The organism is Pontibacter toksunensis, from assembly GCF_042686245.1.
In the GTDB taxonomy this organism is placed as follows: Bacteria; Bacteroidota; Bacteroidia; order Cytophagales; family Hymenobacteraceae; genus Pontibacter; species Pontibacter toksunensis.
Window position 1 is genome coordinate 450,184 of sequence record NZ_JBHUOX010000001.1, and the last position, 18,192, is coordinate 468,375.

General features: G+C 46.1%; 14 protein-coding genes. 10 read left to right on the top strand and 4 right to left on the bottom strand.

Annotated features, from left to right (window positions below):
- The first annotated feature begins 63 nt into the window (after positions 1-63).
- The 6 genes from ACFS7Z_RS01975 to groL all read left to right on the top strand — a co-directional run bounded on the left by ACFS7Z_RS01975 (position 64) and on the right by groL (position 5,919).
- A complete protein-coding gene (locus ACFS7Z_RS01975) occupies positions 64-1,350 on the top strand; it encodes a sigma-54 interaction domain-containing protein (protein WP_377480073.1) in 1,287 nt (428 codons plus the stop codon).
- A complete protein-coding gene (locus ACFS7Z_RS01980) occupies positions 1,334-1,861 on the top strand; it encodes an LptE family protein (RefSeq protein WP_377480076.1) in 528 nt (175 codons plus the stop codon). The genes ACFS7Z_RS01975 and ACFS7Z_RS01980 overlap by 17 nt, the downstream gene beginning before the upstream one ends.
- Before the next feature lie 30 nt (positions 1,862-1,891).
- Entirely contained in the window at positions 1,892-3,298 is a 1,407-nt protein-coding gene (locus ACFS7Z_RS01985) for a hypothetical protein (protein WP_377480079.1), read from the top strand.
- Between the two features lies 1 nt (position 3,299).
- Complete coding sequence (gene secG, locus ACFS7Z_RS01990; protein ID WP_377480082.1) at positions 3,300-3,698, top strand: preprotein translocase subunit SecG; 399 nt, start codon at positions 3,300-3,302, stop codon at positions 3,696-3,698.
- Between the two features lie 255 nt (positions 3,699-3,953).
- A complete protein-coding gene (groES, locus tag ACFS7Z_RS01995) occupies positions 3,954-4,244 on the top strand; it encodes a co-chaperone GroES (protein WP_377480085.1) in 291 nt (96 codons plus the stop codon).
- A gap of 40 nt (positions 4,245-4,284) precedes the next feature.
- Positions 4,285-5,919: a chaperonin GroEL gene (groL, locus tag ACFS7Z_RS02000; RefSeq protein WP_377480088.1), complete on the top strand. Its 1,635-nt coding sequence runs from the start codon at positions 4,285-4,287 to the stop codon at positions 5,917-5,919.
- Between the two features lie 207 nt (positions 5,920-6,126).
- Here the strand turns inward: groL and ACFS7Z_RS02005 are convergent, their stop codons facing one another.
- Together ACFS7Z_RS02005 and ACFS7Z_RS02010 are read right to left on the bottom strand one after the other, a co-directional pair.
- On the bottom strand, positions 6,127-6,732 hold the full coding sequence (locus tag ACFS7Z_RS02005) for a hypothetical protein (protein ID WP_377480091.1): 606 nt from the start codon (positions 6,730-6,732) through the stop codon (positions 6,127-6,129).
- A 305-nt stretch (positions 6,733-7,037) separates the two neighbouring features.
- Entirely contained in the window at positions 7,038-8,480 is a 1,443-nt protein-coding gene (locus ACFS7Z_RS02010) for a peptide MFS transporter (RefSeq protein WP_377480094.1), read from the bottom strand.
- 591 nt (positions 8,481-9,071) lie between these two features.
- On the opposite strand from ACFS7Z_RS02010, the gene pckA reads away from it, so the two are divergent.
- The 3 genes from pckA to ACFS7Z_RS02025 all read left to right on the top strand — a co-directional run bounded on the left by pckA (position 9,072) and on the right by ACFS7Z_RS02025 (position 12,438).
- On the top strand, positions 9,072-10,685 hold the full coding sequence (pckA, locus tag ACFS7Z_RS02015) for a phosphoenolpyruvate carboxykinase (ATP) (protein ID WP_377480097.1): 1,614 nt from the start codon (positions 9,072-9,074) through the stop codon (positions 10,683-10,685).
- A 185-nt stretch (positions 10,686-10,870) separates the two neighbouring features.
- On the top strand, positions 10,871-11,587 hold the full coding sequence (locus ACFS7Z_RS02020) for a 16S rRNA (uracil(1498)-N(3))-methyltransferase (protein ID WP_377480100.1): 717 nt from the start codon (positions 10,871-10,873) through the stop codon (positions 11,585-11,587).
- Between the two features lie 185 nt (positions 11,588-11,772).
- Complete coding sequence (locus ACFS7Z_RS02025) at positions 11,773-12,438, top strand: DUF4159 domain-containing protein (protein WP_377480645.1); 666 nt, start codon at positions 11,773-11,775, stop codon at positions 12,436-12,438.
- Between the two features lie 411 nt (positions 12,439-12,849).
- Here the strand turns inward: ACFS7Z_RS02025 and ACFS7Z_RS02030 are convergent, their stop codons facing one another.
- Complete coding sequence (locus tag ACFS7Z_RS02030) at positions 12,850-13,368, bottom strand: hypothetical protein (protein WP_377480103.1); 519 nt, start codon at positions 13,366-13,368, stop codon at positions 12,850-12,852.
- Between the two features lie 450 nt (positions 13,369-13,818).
- On the opposite strand from ACFS7Z_RS02030, the gene smc reads away from it, so the two are divergent.
- A complete protein-coding gene (smc, locus tag ACFS7Z_RS02035) occupies positions 13,819-17,355 on the top strand; it encodes a chromosome segregation protein SMC (RefSeq protein WP_377480106.1) in 3,537 nt (1,178 codons plus the stop codon).
- 198 nt (positions 17,356-17,553) lie between these two features.
- On the opposite strand, the gene ACFS7Z_RS02040 is transcribed toward smc, so the two are convergent.
- Positions 17,554-18,108 (bottom strand): 1-acyl-sn-glycerol-3-phosphate acyltransferase, encoded by a 555-nt coding sequence (locus ACFS7Z_RS02040; RefSeq protein WP_377480109.1) that lies wholly within the window; start codon positions 18,106-18,108, stop codon positions 17,554-17,556.
- Positions 18,109-18,192 lie beyond the last annotated feature (84 nt).

The following is an 18,192-nucleotide window of genomic DNA, read 5'->3' on the forward strand; positions in this document are numbered from 1 at the left end:
AGTGAGATTTTCTTCAGGCACATTCTCCATTTTCTGATAACCTAATCTTCAAATCAGAAATACATGCGCAACATTGATATTCAAAGTATAAAGCAGCGTTTTGGGATCATAGGAAACTCTCCCCTGCTCAACCATGCCATACAGGTGGCTGTGCAGGTGGCTCCTACTGATATGACGGTGCTGATAACGGGAGAAAGCGGTAGTGGTAAAGAGTCCTTCTCTAAGATCATACACCAGCTGAGCCCGCGGAAGCACGGTCAGTTCATTGCCATTAACTGCGGGGCCATACCCGAGGGCACCATTGATTCTGAGCTTTACGGGCATGAGAAAGGATCTTTTACAGGTGCTCAGGAAGCCCGCAAGGGTTATTTCGAAGTGACAGATGGTGGCACCATTTTCCTGGATGAGATTGGCGAAATGCCCCTAGGCACGCAGGCACGCCTGCTGCGGGTACTGGAAAACGGGGAGTTTATAAAAGTAGGATCCTCAAAGGTACAGAAAACAGATGTACGCGTAGTGGCTGCCACCAACGTGAACCTGATTCGGGCAGTAGAGAACGGCCGTTTCAGGGAAGACCTCTATTACCGCCTGAATACTGTTCCTATCACAGTTCCATCTTTACGTGAAAGAGGTGATGACATTTATTTGTTATTCAGAAAGTTTGCTGCTGATTTTTCTGAAAAGTACAAAGTCAAGCCGATTACCCTAACACCGGATGCTGTGCAGGAACTGGTGCGTTTCCCGTTCCCGGGCAACATTCGCCAGCTCAAGAATATGGTGGAGCAAATTTCAGTGCTGGAGTATGAAAGGGAAGTAGGTGCCCAGAAGCTCCGCACCTATCTGCCACAGGAGCAGGTAAAGAGCAACCTCCCGGCTGTGCTGGCAAAAGAGCAGTCGGGGGATCATAACTTTTCAGAGCGCGACCTGCTCTATAAGGTGCTGTTCGATATGCGGCGCGATGTGTCAGAGCTGAAAAAGCTGGTATTCGACATGATCACCCACCAGCCCAATGATGAGGAGTTGTTGAAAGAGCATAGCCACCTGTTCGAGAACATCGAGCAGCAGTATAACGGCAACGGACGTAGTTACCAGCCTCAGGAACCGGTACACAAGGAACCGTACTACTTACCCGTTAACAGAGCACAGGTACAGGAATATGAAGAGCAGAAAGTGGAGGATATTCCGCACGAGTATGAAGAAGAGAGCCTGTCGCTGGAAAACAAAGAGAAAGAACTTATCCTGAAGGCGCTGAAAAAGCACAACAACAAGCGGAAGTATGCAGCTCAGGATTTAGGTATTTCAGAGCGTACGCTGTACCGAAAATTAAAACAGTATGACATTGAAGATTAACCTGCACTGTATAAGCCTTGCTATACCCCTGCTACTCTTACTGTGCAGTGGCTGTGGTATTTATTCTTTCACCGGCACTACCATTTCTCCGGACATCAAAAGTATATCCATCCAGAACTTCGAGAACCTGACAGGGGAAGGACCTGCTAACCTGACACTGGTGGTAACAAACCAGTTTACCGACTACTACCGCCGCAACACCAACCTGACGGTGATGCAGTCGGAAGGAGATTTGCAGTTAGAGGGGCAGATAGTATCTTTCAATTACTCTCCTGCAGCCATTCAGCGGGAAGGACAGAATGACATTGCCGGGTTGAACCGCCTCACCTTAAGTGTGCAGGTCCGTTTTACAAATACGGTGCAACCGGACAAAGATTTTGACAGGACCTTTACCATTTCACAGGACTTTCCGCAGGACCTGGACATCACACAGCTTTCAACAGCGCAGATAGAGCAGCTGTCGGAGCGGTTGGTGACGGACGTTTTCAACAAAACAGTGGCAGATTGGTAATGAACCTTTTATTTTAGTAGCTTAGCCAGCATGAACAAGTCAGCATTCCTGGAACTGATCCAACAGGCAGCAAGCATCTCCGACCAGCAGACGGAAGAACTGGAGAAGATGGCTGCTACTTTCCCCTATTGCCAGACAGCCCATCTGTTGCTCGCAAAGTCTGCTCACGACAAAGGCAGCATGCTATCGACACAACGCCTGCGCCGGGCATCCGCCTATGCCACAAACCGGCAGGTGCTGAAGCGCATCATTTATACCTCCCCTGCCCCTCAGCCTGTATTTGAGGAGCCGGTTTCAGAGGAACAGCTTCTGCCTTCCCCTGAAACAGAGGCTTCTGTAGTTGAATCCGCTCCTGTAACACATCAGGCGGATGTCGTTAACACCGTTGTTGTTGAGGAAATTAGTGCCATAGAAGCAGTGTCAGAGGAGGCTTCTGCAAATGAAGTCATTGCTGAAGAAGCGGCAGCAAACTCAGAGGAGCCCTTAACAGAAGCAGGCAGGATAGTAGAGGAAGAAGAAGCGCTTGTATCATTAAGTGAGGATAATGCTGACGAACCTTTAGCAGCTGACACGCAGGAGGCAAATCAGGAAGCGGGTGAAAGCATTCCGTATGAGCTTGCCCAGTTACTCATCATCAACAGCCTGAATTCTTCATTTACAGACCTTCTGGCACAAAAGCCTGACATAGATACCCCTCGTGCAGTGGCAGAAGATAAAGAGCAGCAAAGCCATGTCTCTTTTCCTGATGATTTCAGAGAGGCGGATGAAGAACTGGCCCGGATCATAGCCGAAGAAAGTGCTGTTACGGCACAGAGTGTATATGTTTTGGATGAAGGCCTTTTGTCTGCAGCTGGTGAAGAAACCTCTTCCCTGGAAATAGTAACAACAGATCCGACGCATACTATATATGAAGACGATGCGCCTGTTGTCGAAGCACCTGAGGAGGCTCAACTCAACTACTCTTTCAGTGAAATAGGCAGAATGTATGCCGAGGACACCATTGGATACTGGATGTCGTCGAGCCGCATGGGAGAAGCGCTGCAGTTAAAAGATGAGGTAACGCGCCAGCAGCCGGAAGGCTTTCACCCGGAGCTGATACTGGAGTATACCAAAACGCACGTTCTGGAAGAGCAACCTGAGGAGCAGAAAGGTCCGTCCCTGCACCATCAACTGAATATAATTGATCAGTTCCTGAAGCTGAACCCGCGCCTGAAGACGATGAACAACCTCCGGATGAAGCAGGAACCGCAGGAAGATCTGTCGTTAAGGAACTCAAAGATCAAAAAAGGCATTGCATCAGAGAGCCTTGCCAATATCTTTCTGAAACAGGGAAAGGTAAAAAAGGCCATCAAAATATATGAGCAGCTCATTTTGAAAAATCCGGAAAAAAAGAGTTACTTTGCCGAACAGATAGAAAAATTACAAAACCTAAACTAAGATGTATATCGCCCTTATCAGTATCATTATCTTTATTTGCGTACTGCTGATATTAGTTGTACTTGCTCAAAACCCTAAAGGAGGCGGTCTTTCAAGCCAGTTTGGCGGCGGCGGTGCCAGCCAGCTGATGGGCGTGAAGCGCACAGGGGATCTGTTGGAGAAACTGACCTGGGGCTTCGCTATCGGACTGGTTGTACTGACATTGGGTACGCACATGATGGTGGATACTGCCGGTGATTCTGCTGTAAACAGAAGCGTAAACGAAGAGCGTGCCCGTCAGTCACAGCTTCCAGGCGGTCCTGCCGCGTTCCCTGGTGCTGCTGCAGCCGGAGAAGACAGCACTACTGTGATACCAGATGCAGCTGACATACCAGAGATGATTGATACAGCGAACCAATAAGTAAAAAGACACTATAAATAAAGAAAAGCCGATCGATTAGGTCGGCTTTTTTGTTTACTGCCAGTGCCACTACTGTCAGTAAATTTAGAATTAGTTCCCGTTTGTGACAGAATTTGACGGAAACCACTGTAAAAATGACGCTCTGAGGGGTAAAAATAGCTCAATATGGCAGTTTTAGAGTCTTGGCAAAGGAATTGATAGAGCAGTAGTGTTATTAACTCATTTCAAAACAATATAACCTAATAACAATAACATATGTCAATCAGCATTAAACCATTAGCAGACAGAGTAATCGTAGCTCCTGCTGCAGCAGAAGAGAAAACAAAATCAGGTATTATCATTCCTGACACTGCCAAAGAAAAACCACAGCGTGGTGAGGTAGTAGCCGTAGGCGAAGGCAAAACTTCTGAGCAGGGCGCCCTGCTGAAGCCACAGGTACAAGTTGGCGACCAGGTGTTGTATGGCAAGTACGCAGGCACAGAGATTTCCGTAGACGGTAGCGACTACCTGATCATGCGTGAGTCTGACATCCTGGCGGTTCTTTAATTTTTAAGATTTAATACGTATTCCAAAAGTAAGATAAACTATGGCTAAGAACATCACATTTGATACAGAAGCCCGCACCAAGATAAAGTCCGGCGTTGACAAATTAGCAAATGCAGTGAAGGTGACATTAGGTCCTAAAGGACGTAATGTTATCATCGATAAAAAATTTGGTGCCCCAACTATCACAAAAGACGGTGTTTCAGTTGCGAAAGAAATTGAACTGAAAGACCCTATCGAAAACATGGGTGCCCAGCTTTTAAAAGAAATTGCCTCTAAAACGGCTGACCAGGCTGGTGATGGTACTACTACAGCTACTGTGCTGGCGCAGGCTATTTACACTGCCGGTATCAAGAACGTAGCGGCTGGTGCTAACCCAATGGACTTGAAGCGTGGTATTGATAAAGCCGTTCATGCGGTTGTTGATAACCTTCGCTCACAGTCGAAGAAAATTGAAAACTCTTCTGAAATCTCCCAGGTAGGTACAATCTCTGCCAACAACGACGCTGAAATCGGTAAAATGATTGCCGACGCAATGGACAAAGTTGGTAAAGACGGAGTAATAACTGTAGAAGAAGCAAAAGGTACTGAAACTGAGGTGAAAACTGTGGAAGGTATGCAGTTCGACCGCGGTTACCTGTCTCCTTACTTTGTGACAAACGCAGAGAAAATGGAAGCAGAGTTCGACAACCCTTACATCCTGATCTACGACAAGAAAGTGTCTACCATGAAAGAACTGCTTCCTGTATTGGAGCAAGTGGTTCAGACAGGTAAAGGCCTTGTTATCGTTTCTGAAGATGTAGACGGTGAAGCACTTGCTACCCTGGTAGTAAACAAACTGCGTGGCTCTCTTAAAATTGCCGCTGTTAAAGCTCCTGGCTTTGGCGACAGAAGAAAAGCAATGCTGGAAGACATCGCCATCCTGACAGGTGGTACTGTTATCTCTGAAGAGCGTGGCTATAAACTGGAAAATGCTACCTTGGAATATTTAGGCCAGGCAGAAAAAGTAATCATCGACAAAGACAACACGACACTTGTAAATGGTGCCGGCCAGAAAGATGATATCGTATCGCGCGTTAACCAGATCAAGTCTCAGATGGAGTCTACTACATCTGATTATGACAGAGAGAAACTGCAGGAGCGTCTTGCGAAGCTGTCTGGTGGTGTAGCTATTCTTTATATCGGTGCTTCTACTGAAGTAGAGATGAAAGAGAAGAAAGACCGCGTTGACGATGCCTTGCATGCAACGCGCGCTGCCGTTGAAGAAGGTATTGTAGCAGGTGGTGGCGTTGCCCTTATCCGCGCTATTGATGCCCTGAACAACATCGATGTATACAATGCTGACGAGCAGACAGGTGTGCAGATCATCAAGACTGCCCTTGAGTCTCCGCTGAGAACCATAGTTTACAATGCTGGTGGCGAAGGTTCAGTAGTGGTGCAGGCTGTTCGTGAAGGCAAAACTGACTTTGGTTACAATGCCCGCGACGACAAGTACGAGAACATGTTTGCTGCTGGTATCATCGACCCAACAAAAGTTACCCGTTTGGCTCTTGAGAACGCAGCTTCTATCGCAGGTCTGCTGTTAACTACCGAGTGTGTGGTTTCTGAAGATCCGGAAGAAGAAAAAGGTGCTCCAGCTATGCCAGGTGGCATGGGCGGAATGGGCGGCATGATGTAATCATCTCCCATAGTATAAATGAAATCCCTGAGTCTTTACTGGCTCAGGGATTTTTGCTTATATACCTTTGAATGTCATCTTAGCAACTATGCTAGGCACTGCTGCCAGTTTTATAGAATTTGCAGCGAGATATCTGGTGCTGTCATAGTATGCATGGCTTTTAACCTTTTTCCGTGGTGGCTTCTGGTTAATGCTTATACTTTAAAACTATAGAAATTCCTGAATGGCAATCGTAACATCATGCGGTGCTACCTCATCTCCTCCAAAATAAGGATAAAGTTTATATCCGTTCGCTGTTCCGCTACAGGCCCTGGGAAACTTAACCGACTTTCCATCCAACGTTAAAACATAAGCGCTATCCTCCAGGGTAATTTCATACACAGAAGCTTTACCTACTTTTACAAGACCAATAAAACCAGCCACCAATGCCTTATTATTGTATGTGTAACCATGCACTTCTAGCCGGTTTTTATACCAACGCCATCCAAAGCGCACACTATTGGAGTGGTGGCTGGTATTGCAATCAGCTAGGCCATAGAGTTTGTTCATGTCTCTCTGATTTGCAGTGTCCCGAAAAGCATATATTGCTGTACTGTCGAAGGTGGCAGTGAAACGCACCTTATTAACGTTGCGTTGCATAAACGGATTTTGCTCTGCGTGATGAGAACCCTCCTTGATGGTATAAATAGTAGAAATTGGTACCGAGTCCTGCTCCACTGGGGCCAGAGCATCAGGAATGATATGGCATGACTGAAATGCACAGCAAAACATAAATGCTGCTGCAAAACAACGATTCTTTAAAAAAAACAACATTTAAAAAAAGCTCTAGATTGTATTTATGTGAAAGAAAGAATGAATAAAGACTACTAAGTGATATTATGCCGGCTGTTATTGAACTGAATGCAAATTTGTTCAATAGAACAATACTAACCAAGCCGCATATACCAAAAGAGCATAGATATTAAAAAATTACAATTTGGTGCCTGCAAATATACAATGCGCTTCAGCACGAGAACGCATGAGAATCACACTCAGGTAAATAGTTGCAAGGGGTATAGAAATAAAAAGGCCTCAGAATCAAAGGAGATTCTGAGGCCTTTTTAATTTTAAAGAATTGCTTATTGAGCAGACTTTTCGAGTACTTGCCCGGTTTGTGCTTCTTCTTCTTCCGGTAACTGGTCTTCCAGGCCGTGCGTCAGCTTATTAATTTTGCGCGTGAGCACCATCAGCAGAATACCCAGAACAATGGTGAATGCGGCAATAAACATAAAGATCTCTAACTCTCCCAGGCGTTGTGCCCAGATACCTATCCAGGCGGCAACGTAATTACCAGCTCCGGTTACAGCAAAGTATAGACCCATCATAGAAGCAACGATGCGCTTTGGCGCTACCTTGGTAATAAATGAAAGCGACACAGGCGACAAGGCTAACTCACCTATAGTATGGAACAGGTAGGCAAATACAAGCCAATGCAGGGAAGATAAGTTATCAGCAGCTGCATTACGCTGTAAAGAGGCAAACACCATGAAGATAAAGCCTATGCCCAGAATGGATGTACCAAGACCCATTTTGAAAATGGATGGAGGATTCTTACCACGTTTCGCTAATTTAACCCAAATGGTAGCCACTACGCCACCAAGGGTAATGATAAAGAAGGCATTTAATCCCTGTAACCAACTGGCAGGAACTTCCCACCCAAATACAAAGCGGTCTGTGTACTGCAGTGCGTAGAGGTTCATCAGACCTCCAGCCTGCTCAAAGGCAGCCCAGAACACCAGTACGATAATGAAAGTCAGCAGAATCACGATGATTCTGTCCCACTCCTGCTTGTTAAAGCCAAGGAAGCCATGGGACGGTACAGCCTCATTTTTTGTAAAGATTCTGTCTTCGCTATCCTCCTTTGTTGTCTTGTTCCCAACACCCTTCAGGAACTTGCGACCCCAGATGAACACTATCTGCCCAAGCACCATACCAAAACCGGCAAGGCTGAAGCCGTAGTGCCAGCCGTACGTTTCTCCCACATACCCTACAATCAGGGAAGCAAGCAGGGCACCAAGGTTAATACCCATATAGAAGATGGTGAAACCGGAGTCACGACGGTTATCATTCTCGCGGTACAAGCCACCTACCATGGTCGAAATGTTTGGCTTCAGCAAGCCTGTACCAGCCACTATAAGGCACAACGCTGTGTAAAAAGCCCACTCAGGAGGGTACGCCATCAGCAAGTGTCCACAAACCAGCGTAAAGCCCCCAATGATTACTGCGTTCTTCTGCCCCAGGAATTTATCGGCCAGAATACCACCTGGTATCGACATCAGGTAAACCAATGCTGTGTATGTACCATATAGCTCGAGCGCTTCTACATTCGACCAGCCGTAGCCACCATTGGTCGTGGATACTAAAAACAGTACGAGAATACCGCGCATGCCATAGTAGCTGAACCGTTCCCACATTTCTGTAAAGAACAAAACCATGAGTCCTTTGGGATGGCCAAACAACTCGCTATGTGTATCTACAAAAGCAGGTGCTCTACCCCCTGGAATATTCCTTGATGTTGACATATAATGTGAATGAATTTGGAAAATGAAGTTTGTGGAAATGTTTTAAAAATACGATTCTATACACTGTAAAGCAAATCTGCCCCTTACGAGCCTGATTCCGCAGCAGTTGCCCCGGCGCCGGCAAGTATCTAGGTCTTCTATAGCTCATTCATGCACAGGAAGATAAACCACCAAGGCCATGTGGCGAGGCAGGTATAACGTGCTTTTTATAAAATAATTGCTTCTCTACTACCAGCCCGGCTTTGAAATGAAAGCCAACTGCGTGGGTACGTTTCAAATTTCAGCTATGGCAAGGGCTTTAAATAAACTATTTCCATACTTCTTGTATGAAAAGGACCTTAATATATACATTAAAATAAATATTTGTAGGCTGCTAAATAAACAGGCCTTTGTTTTTACTCAAAAGTATAGAAACACCTATACCCGACAGGGTAGTGCACGTACACTATATATAGTTGCGAAAGATAGTAAATTATGAAACTCATAATATTTAAATGAGTATTAGTTTTCATATTATGAATTTGATAATTATTGACTATTTTTGATACCTGCAAGTAATCACTCACTTAACACGAATCACTACCAAAACACATGAAAGAATCTGGAGATAATTCAAATGCAGCAAGTCTTGAATACTTGGGCATAAGAGAGGCTAAAGAGATTCTCTGGAACCTAAGTCCGGCAGAATTAGTGGAGGAGGCACTCCAAAACAAGGAGGGTCTTCTTACAAACACAGGTGCACTGATGTGCGATACTGGAAAATTCACCGGCCGCTCACCCGAGGACCGTTTTATTGTGAAAGACGCTAAAACAGAAGACGCTGTCTGGTGGGGGGATATTAATATCCCGTTCTCTCCGGAGAAATTCGATAACCTGCAGCGTAAGATGGCAAGTCACCTGAAAGAACAGAAACTATATGTGCGCGACGCTTATGCAGGCGCTCACCCTGAGCACCGCCTGAACCTGCGCATCGTAAACACCATGGCCTGGCATAACCTGTTTTGCCACAATATGTTCCTGAGGCTTCAGGAAGAAGAACTTCAAAACCACTCCCCTGCCTTCACTATTATTTGTGCTCCTGAGTTTGAAGCTGATCCGGCAACAGACGGAACACGACAGAAAAACTTCGCCATCATCAACTTCACAAAAGGCATCATCCTGATTGGCGGAACAGGCTATGCGGGCGAAATGAAGAAAGGCATCTTCTCGGTGCTAAACTTCCTGCTCCCGCACGAAAAGAACATCCTGTCGATGCACTGCTCTGCTAACGTGGGCAAAGAAGGAGATACGGCTATCTTTTTCGGTCTTTCAGGAACAGGTAAGACCACACTTTCTGCAGACGCTGACCGCGGGCTGATTGGAGATGACGAGCACGGCTGGACAGCTGACAGTGTCTTCAACTTTGAAGGAGGCTGCTACGCCAAAGTAGTGGACCTCACCCGTGACAAAGAGCCTGAAATCTGGGATGCAATAAAGTTCTGTGCCATAGTAGAGAACACCCGTTTCTATGAAGGTACTCGAACAGTGGATTATACGAACAGGTCCGTTACGCAGAATACCCGTACGGCTTACCCGATTTCCCACATAGAAAATGCCATAGAACCATCCATTGCGGACATCCCTACCAACATCTTCTTCCTGACAGCTGATGCCTTTGGTGTGTTCCCTCCTATTTCGAAGTTGAATAAGAGCCAGGCCATGTACCACTTCATCTCTGGCTATACGGCAAAGGTGGCCGGCACAGAGGTGGGCATCACAGAACCACAAATTACCTTCTCTGCCTGCTTCGGTGCCGCCTTTTTACCACTGCACCCGACAAAGTATGCCGAGATGTTTGGCAGGAAAATGGAAAAGGGCAATGTAAACGTGTGGCTGGTAAACACCGGCTGGACCGGCGGACCTTATGGTGTGGGCTCCAGAATGAAGCTATCTTACACGCGTGCCATGGTAACAGCTGCTCTAAATGGAGATTTAAATGAAGTGGACTATACGCGGCATCCTGTATTTGGAGTTGAGATGCCTACCTCCTGCCCGAATGTGCCAGCTGAGATACTGAACCCACGCAATACATGGGAGAACAAAGAAGACTATGATGCGAAAGCCACTAACCTCGCCTCTAAGTTTGTGAAGAACTTCCAGAAGTATGCTGACTTTGCCAATGAAGAAATTCTGGCAGGCGCACCACTTGTAGCAGAAACTGCCTGATACTTGTATAGAAGAATAAAAAAGCCTTGCTGCCACCCGCCGCGAGGCTTTTTTATTTTTACCGGCTTCCGGAATAGGCGCAAAATGCATAGATTCGTAGAATAAGGGTAAGAAGAGCCCGGAGCGGCATCTGCCGTTACTCCTCTTTCAGCTGTTTATTTTTTTATCAGACAAAATTCCATAAAGTGCATTTGTTTTATACACCTGACGTTAACACGGACATTTATGTTTTAAGTGAAGAGGAATCAAAACATTGCACCCGTGTATTGCGCCTGGGCCAGGGCGACACGGTTTACCTTGTTGATGGTGTTGGAGGTATGTTCACGGCCATTATTCAGGATGCAAACCAGAAGAAGTGCCAGTTGCAGGTAATAGACAAGCAGATAGAGTATGGCAAATTGCCCTATATCACGCATATTGCTGTTGCTCCAACTAAAAACATGGACCGCATGGAGTGGTTTATAGAGAAAGCAGTAGAGATTGGTGTTAGTGAGATAACGTTTCTGCTGTGCGAGCACTCCGAGCGTCGGCAGCTGCGGCTGGACAGGCTGGAGAAAATTGCCATAAGTGCTATGAAGCAGTCCCAGAAAGGGTATCTGCCACTACTGAACGAGCTGACGCCGTACTACCGTTTTATTAAGAAGGCGCTTCCGGAGCACACGTTCATTGCTCATTTAGAAGACGATGCAACTAAAAGTATAAAGGATTACTATAAACCTAATAATCCGCATTGTATATTGATTGGGCCTGAAGGCGATTTTTCCAATGCAGAAATAGCAGCAGCCTACGAAGCAGGTATAAAGCCTGTGACGCTTGGAAACAGCAGGCTGCGCACCGAAACTGCCGCTTTAGTTGCCTGCCACACGTTGAATGTACTACACGACATCTATAGCCCGTTATAGATGCAACAGAAGCTGAAAAGCACATAGATATATAGCGTGCTTTCTGTAATGTGTAGCTTATTCTTCCATGTTTGTTTTCGTTGTGAACGAAGTTAGGGCTTAGCCTAGATAACAGAAATAATAAATCAGGTGCTGTTCATGCAACAGGAACCTGCTAAACAGAAATATAGATGTATAAAAAAAAAATGAAGCACCTGCTGCTTTCTATTACTGCCATACTACTGACTACTTTTAGTTTAACTGCTCAGAGCTATAGTTTTAGACTGGCTAAGTTAAAGTATAACGGCGGCGGTGACTGGTATGCAAATAAAACTTCACTGCCTAATCTGATAAATTTCTGTAACCAGAACCTGAACATGAACATAGCCAGCGATGAAGCAGTGGTAGAGGTTGGCAGCCCTGAGTTGTTCACCTACCCTTTTGTGCACATGACGGGGCATGGCAATGTAGTGTTCTCTGATGCAGAAGCACAAAACCTGCGCAAATATCTTCTGAGCGGTGGCTTCCTTCACATCGATGACAACTATGGCCTTGACCAGTATATTCGCAAGGAGATGAAAAAAGTATTTCCGGAGTACGAGTTCATCGAACTTCCCTATGACCACCCGATCTACAAGCAAAAGTTTACGTTCTCGAACGGCCTTCCAAAAATTCACGAGCACGACAACAAACCACCACAGGGTTTTGGCATCATCCACGAAGGCCGCCTGGTATGCTTCTATACTTATGAAACTGATTTGGGAAACGGATGGGAAGACCAGGAAATTTACAATGACCCGGAATCTATCCGGCAGCAGGCATTAAGAATGGGAGCCAACATTGTCACCTTTGCCCTGACGCAGCCGATTTAGATTATCTGAGTTTTTATATTCAGTACAGCGAAATCTTGGATACCTATTTATACCAGGTCACACAAAGCCCCTTCCACAAAACATAGGTGACATTTCAGGTATAACTACATCCGTCGGCACGAAGTGAAGGTATTTTAGTCTTTGGGTTGAGCGCCTGGGTATAGGGCCTCTACCACAGCGTGGTGAGCACGATGAGAAGCGATGGAACTGTTGCTGAGTTAGCCATAAAAAGGCCTAAGCTACGGAAACCTAAACAAGCTCAAAAACTATAATTGCTGCTTTATGCTTTGGAATACTTTTTAAGAGATTAAAATTACGAACCCATCAAGCCTTAGATACAAACCTATTTTCTTTAGGGGGTGTAAGATTTTCCAATTCAGCCATTTGAAATTCTGTTATTCAAAAATAATCTTAGTCGTACTTTCTTTTAAAAATTTCTGAAAGTACAAACGCTTCACGGGCAGCATTCGGATTCTGAAGAATCTTCGAGTATTTACTTTGTTTTTTTCCTTCTATGGTTTCTTCCTTAAACAACCTGCTGCGCAAGTGTTCTGTTAGTCTGGCCGCTTCCCTCTCCTCTGCCTTCTTTTCCCAAGACATCACCTTTGGCACTTCTGTTTCATAGTTCCTGTACTTCGGCGGCAATTCTGCTGCTGGAGAGAGAGGCCCGGCTACTTGTTTGGCCTGCTCTTTTGCATTTTCTACAATAGGTTTCACCTTTGCCTCTGCCCGCTCCACCTTGGGCTGTAATTCACGCAAAATATCTTCAAAAGAAGTAGGTGGTCTGTTCGGATACTGCGGTCTTCCCTCCTGCTTAGGCACCTCTACATCAGCATCCTCACTTGGTGAATTGAAAGCTTTGCGCCACTGCATAAAAATAAAATAGACTACAGCGGCAATGGCATAAAGTATAATATAATAATCTTCCATGCTCTCTCTTTATGATCTAATATAATGAAAAGTTAATAGAGATGACGAATCTGGGCAATAATGTAACTTATTGTAACCGGATTTGTCATTGTAACATGCCTGAAACGGGATCGAAGAACCTCGGTTTTACATGATATACCCAACCTAGATCTAGCAGATCCTGCTATCCCGTTGAATCCTGAAAATCCAGATTCAGACAAGAAGGAAACCATTAAACTTGTTACGACTTGTCCGAACGCAAAAGCACAGAGAGAATCGGAATATAAATGAAAATCATTTCTGCCAGAGCAATTGCTACTACAAAACACATGTTATCAGCGCATTGAATACATGCTATCACTTAATAATGTTCTTATTAACTGCGTGCTTTCACTTATATACCGGTGCAAAATAAAATGGTATCAAAAATCGTCTTATTTTTGAGTTTAGTTAGAATTTCCGCACACGCGAATGCAGGTATCAAGATTAGAGATTAAAGGGTTTAAGAGTTTCGGCGACCGCGTCGTCATCAACTTCGACAATGGCATTACTGGTATAGTGGGGCCGAATGGATGTGGCAAGTCCAATATCGTGGATGCTATCCGTTGGGTACTGGGCGAGCAGAAAACCCGGAACCTCCGTTCTGATAAAATGGAGAATGTTATCTTCAACGGTTCCAAAACCCGAAAGCCGGTACAACTGGCAGAGGTATCCATCACTTTCGATAACAACAAAGGGATATTGCCAACAGAGTACTCACAGGTTACAGTTACGCGCAAGTATTACCGCAATGGCGACAGCGAGTATATGCTGAATGGTGTCCCTTGCCGCTTAAAAGACATCAACGAGTTGTTCCTCGATACCGGTATCGGATCAGATTCCTACGCTATTATTGAGCTGAAGATGGTAGACGAAATTCTGAATGACAAGGAGAACTCGCGCCGCCTCTTGTTTGAGGAAGCAGCGGGTATCTCTAAGTTCAAGGTTCGGAAGAAGCAGACACTGAAGAAGCTGGAGGAAACAGATGCCGACCTGGAGCGCGTGGAGGATGTGCTGCACGAGATAGGCAAGAACATGAAAACGCTGGAGCGGCAGGCTAAGCAGGCTATTAAGTACTTCCAATTAAAGGAAGACTATAAGAAGCACAGCCTGGCCTTTGCCCGCCGTAACATCTCACAGCACCAGAGTACGCTGGAGCGGCTGGAGCAGGATGTGCAGCAGGAGAACAGACTGAAGGAGCAGTATGTAAGCACTGTAACAGAAGCTGAAGATGCTATTGCTGACCAGAAAGAGGAGCTGAATGGCACGCAGGAGAAGCTGTCAGAAATGCAGAAAACCATGCAGGTGCAAACAGCCAAGCTGCGTCAGCTGGAAAGCGAAATAAAGCTGAACGCGGAGCGAAGCGCTTACCTGAAAGAACGCATGCAGCAGTTGCGCCAGCAGATAAGCCAGGACACAGCCAATGTGGAGCACACACAGGAGAGCATTCTGGCGCTTCGGGATGAGCTGCTGGAAGTACAGGGCCAGTTTGCCACTGCTGAAGAGCAGGTAAGCGAGCTCAAAGAGCAGCTGCAGGAAGCCAATGAGCAGAAGGCAACGCTGCAGGATACGTTCCAGGACCTGACACAAAAGCAAAAGGCAAAGCAGAACGAGGTATACCAGCTGAGCAAATCCCTAGAGATAAGTCAGGTACAGATCCAGAACATCAACCAGGAACTGGAGCGCCTGCACCAGCAACAACTGAATGCCGACGAAGATGGCCGCGTATTGCAGGAGCAACTGCAGGAGGCCCAGGTAGCGCTGGAGGAAACCACCACAGAGCTGGTGCGCCTGCAGGCAAAAGAAGAAACGCTGCAGCAGAACGTCGAAGCCACCGAAACTAATATAGAGGAGCTGAAGACACAGCGGGTAGAATTGAACCGTTCGCTGGATGCAAAGCAAAACCAGTATAACCTGACCAAGTCGCTTGTGGAGAACATGGAAGGTTTTCCGGAGGCAATCAAATACCTGAGTAAGTCTGAAAACTGGAAAAAGCCTGCTCCTCTCCTGTCTGATATTCTGGTATGTGATCCTGATTATAAGCCGCTTATAGAAAGTTACCTGGAGCCTTACATGAACTTTTTTGTAGTCGATGAACTGCAGGGTGCCGTGGAAGCCATTGGACTACTTAAGAGCGAGAACAAAGGACGCGCAAACTTCATCATTCTCTCTGAGATAGAAGAAATGGAGCCAACAGCCACCTACAGCGAGGGCAACCTGAAAGCCGGCTACGAAGTGGTATCAGCGGAGAAAAAGTACAGCAGCCTGATGAAGTACATGCTCCGCAATGTCTATATCTCCGACGACAGCGAAGAAGAACTCTACGGCAGTGACTATAAAACCATCATCCTGAAAGACGGAAGCGCTATCCGCAAGCCGCTGAGCCTTTCCGGTGGTTCTGTCGGCTTGTTCGACGGTAACCGTTTGGGCCGCAAGCAAAGCCTGGAGAAGCTGGCGGAAGAGGTGGAAGAGCTGACAAAGCAGGTGGACCTGATGCAGAGCCGCGTGAACACGCAAAACCAGATTCTGCAGAACTATAAGAACGAATCGCAGAAAGACGTAATCAAGCAACTGGAGAAAGAGGTAGCGAAGCAGCAGCAGGACCTGCTCACCGTACGCATTAAGCACGAGCAGCACCGGCAGAACCTCCGCAACTTCGACCAGAAGAAAGACGAGCTGCAGGAAAGGTTACTGGCTTTGCGAGAGCAGAGCGAGGATGTATTGCCGCAAGCGGAGGCCGACCAGATAGAACTGAAGCGCCTGGAGGATGAGCTGACTGTGCATACATCTAATATTGAGCGCCAGCAGGAGCAGATTTCCATCATTTCCGGCAGGTTTAATCACGAAAACATCCAGTTTCACCAGCTGAAGAACCGCTATGCCAGCTTACAGCAGGAAATCAGCTATAAGCAGAAGACGGTTGAAACGAACCAGGAGCGCATCACAAAGCTGAAGCAGGAATTGGAGAAGGCAGAAGAGGAAATCGCCTCTGCTGATGCTTTTATTGATGATAACGAGGCAGTGGTGGAAACCATGAATGAAGCCCGTAAAGCGTTTGGCCAGGAGCTGGAGGAAATAGAAAAGGACTACTTCAGTTTACGCGGAGAGCTGGATGAAAAAGAAAAGACTATTCGTGAGCTTCAGCGTAAGCGCCAGAACGCTGATGAACTCCTGATGCGCATGCAACAGGCGAAGAACGACACGCAGCTCAAGCTGGTCGCCATTAAAGAGCGCCTGGCGGCGGAGTTCAGTATTTCAGACGAGGACTTCGCGACACCTGTTCCGGAAGAAGATCTGTTGATTCCGCTTTCAGCCGAAGAACTGAGCCAGCATATCTCAACTGTAAAGGGGCAACTGGACAAGATGGGACCTGTAAATGCCATGGCCGCCGACGCTTACGCCGAAATAGAAGCCCGCAATACCTTTATCACAGAGCAGCGCAATGATCTGGTAAACGCAAAGAACATCCTCATCGACACCATCAATGAAATTGACACGGTAGCGAAAGAGAAGTTCATGCACGCCTTTGAGCAAATCAAGCATAACTTCAAGCTGGTGTTCCGAAGCCTGTTTACAGAAGAAGACAATTGCGACCTGGTGATTTCTGATCCGAAAAACCCGTTGGAATCTAAGATAGAAATCATGGCGCAGCCAAAGGGTAAGCGTCCTTTAACGATCAACCAGCTATCAGGAGGGGAAAAGACTTTAACAGCTATTTCCCTGCTGTTCTCTATTTACCTCCTGAAGCCAGCGCCCTTCTGTATCTTCGACGAGGTGGATGCCCCGCTTGATGATGCCAATATTGACAAATTCAACAACATCATCCGCAAGTTCTCAAATGACTCACAGTTCATCGTGGTGACGCACAACAAGCGTACCATGGCCTCGACAGATGTCATGTACGGCATCACCATGATAGAGGCCGGTATCTCCAGAGTCATTCCGGTAGACCTGCGCCAGATAGCTTAATTGATTAAGAATTACGAGTTTTATTTTTTTGTTATAGTAAGCGTTTCATTCGCAAAGCTTACAAATAAAAGGCGGCTGCATCATCACGATACAGCCGCCTTCGTTTTTTATGTTTGGTTCTTGTACTTCTATTCAATAATAGATAATTTGGAATTCGTTATTTGGAATTCATAATTCTTAATTTGGAATTCGTAATTCTTACCGCACCCCCTGTTCCGGGTACTTGCCGGTTTTGGTGCGGTAGAAGGCATAGATTTTCTCCAGGTCTGCTTCTATGTCACCGGAAGGAAAAAGTGTAGGGCCAATGCCTGCTTCCTTCTTTGAGTAGTCCAGGTAGCCAAGTACGATCGGCACACCAGCACCCATGGCAACATGGTAGAACCCTCTTCTCCAGCGGGGCTGGTATTTGCGGGTGCCTTCCGGAGTTACCATCACACACATATCACCCGGAGTTTCTTTTATAATGCGAATCATGGCATCCACCATTTTCGTGTTTTTAGAACGATCAACAGGTAAAGCACCCATGGCTTTTATAAGAGGGCCTACAATAGGATATTCTATAAACTCTTTTTTGATGGTGACACGTATAGGAGCGTCCATCAGGTAAAAGGCGGCGCGGGCATACACGAAATCCCAGTTACTAGTATGCGGGGCCGCAATCATGACACAACGGCGATTTTCTGCCGTAAGGTTCCCCTTTAATTTCCAGCCTGTAAGCTTAAAAAGGGTTTTGGAAAGAAATTTGGCTATCATTTAAGAATATGTGCGAAAGCTGCTTTTCAGTAGTCTAAGCTACCAGCGTGTATGTATCAGCAGCAAATGAAGCCGCATAAATAC

Excerpts from the sequence above, each read along its gene's own strand:
- ACFS7Z_RS01975 (WP_377480073.1), top strand. The coding sequence starts at position 64 with ATGCGCAACATTGATATTCAAAGTATAAAGCAGCGTTTTGGGATCATA.
- ACFS7Z_RS01980 (WP_377480076.1), top strand. The coding sequence starts at position 1,334 with ATGACATTGAAGATTAACCTGCACTGTATAAGCCTTGCTATACCCCTG.
- ACFS7Z_RS01985 (WP_377480079.1), top strand. The coding sequence starts at position 1,892 with ATGAACAAGTCAGCATTCCTGGAACTGATCCAACAGGCAGCAAGCATC.
- secG (WP_377480082.1), top strand. The coding sequence starts at position 3,300 with ATGTATATCGCCCTTATCAGTATCATTATCTTTATTTGCGTACTGCTG.
- groES (WP_377480085.1), top strand. The coding sequence starts at position 3,954 with ATGTCAATCAGCATTAAACCATTAGCAGACAGAGTAATCGTAGCTCCT.
- groL (WP_377480088.1), top strand. The coding sequence starts at position 4,285 with ATGGCTAAGAACATCACATTTGATACAGAAGCCCGCACCAAGATAAAG.
- ACFS7Z_RS02005 (WP_377480091.1), bottom strand. The coding sequence starts at position 6,732 with ATGTTGTTTTTTTTAAAGAATCGTTGTTTTGCAGCAGCATTTATGTTT.
- ACFS7Z_RS02010 (WP_377480094.1), bottom strand. The coding sequence starts at position 8,480 with ATGTCAACATCAAGGAATATTCCAGGGGGTAGAGCACCTGCTTTTGTA.
- pckA (WP_377480097.1), top strand. The coding sequence starts at position 9,072 with ATGAAAGAATCTGGAGATAATTCAAATGCAGCAAGTCTTGAATACTTG.
- ACFS7Z_RS02025 (WP_377480645.1), top strand. The coding sequence starts at position 11,773 with ATGAAGCACCTGCTGCTTTCTATTACTGCCATACTACTGACTACTTTT.
- ACFS7Z_RS02030 (WP_377480103.1), bottom strand. The coding sequence starts at position 13,368 with ATGGAAGATTATTATATTATACTTTATGCCATTGCCGCTGTAGTCTAT.
- smc (WP_377480106.1), top strand. The coding sequence starts at position 13,819 with ATGCAGGTATCAAGATTAGAGATTAAAGGGTTTAAGAGTTTCGGCGAC.
- ACFS7Z_RS02040 (WP_377480109.1), bottom strand. The coding sequence starts at position 18,108 with ATGATAGCCAAATTTCTTTCCAAAACCCTTTTTAAGCTTACAGGCTGG.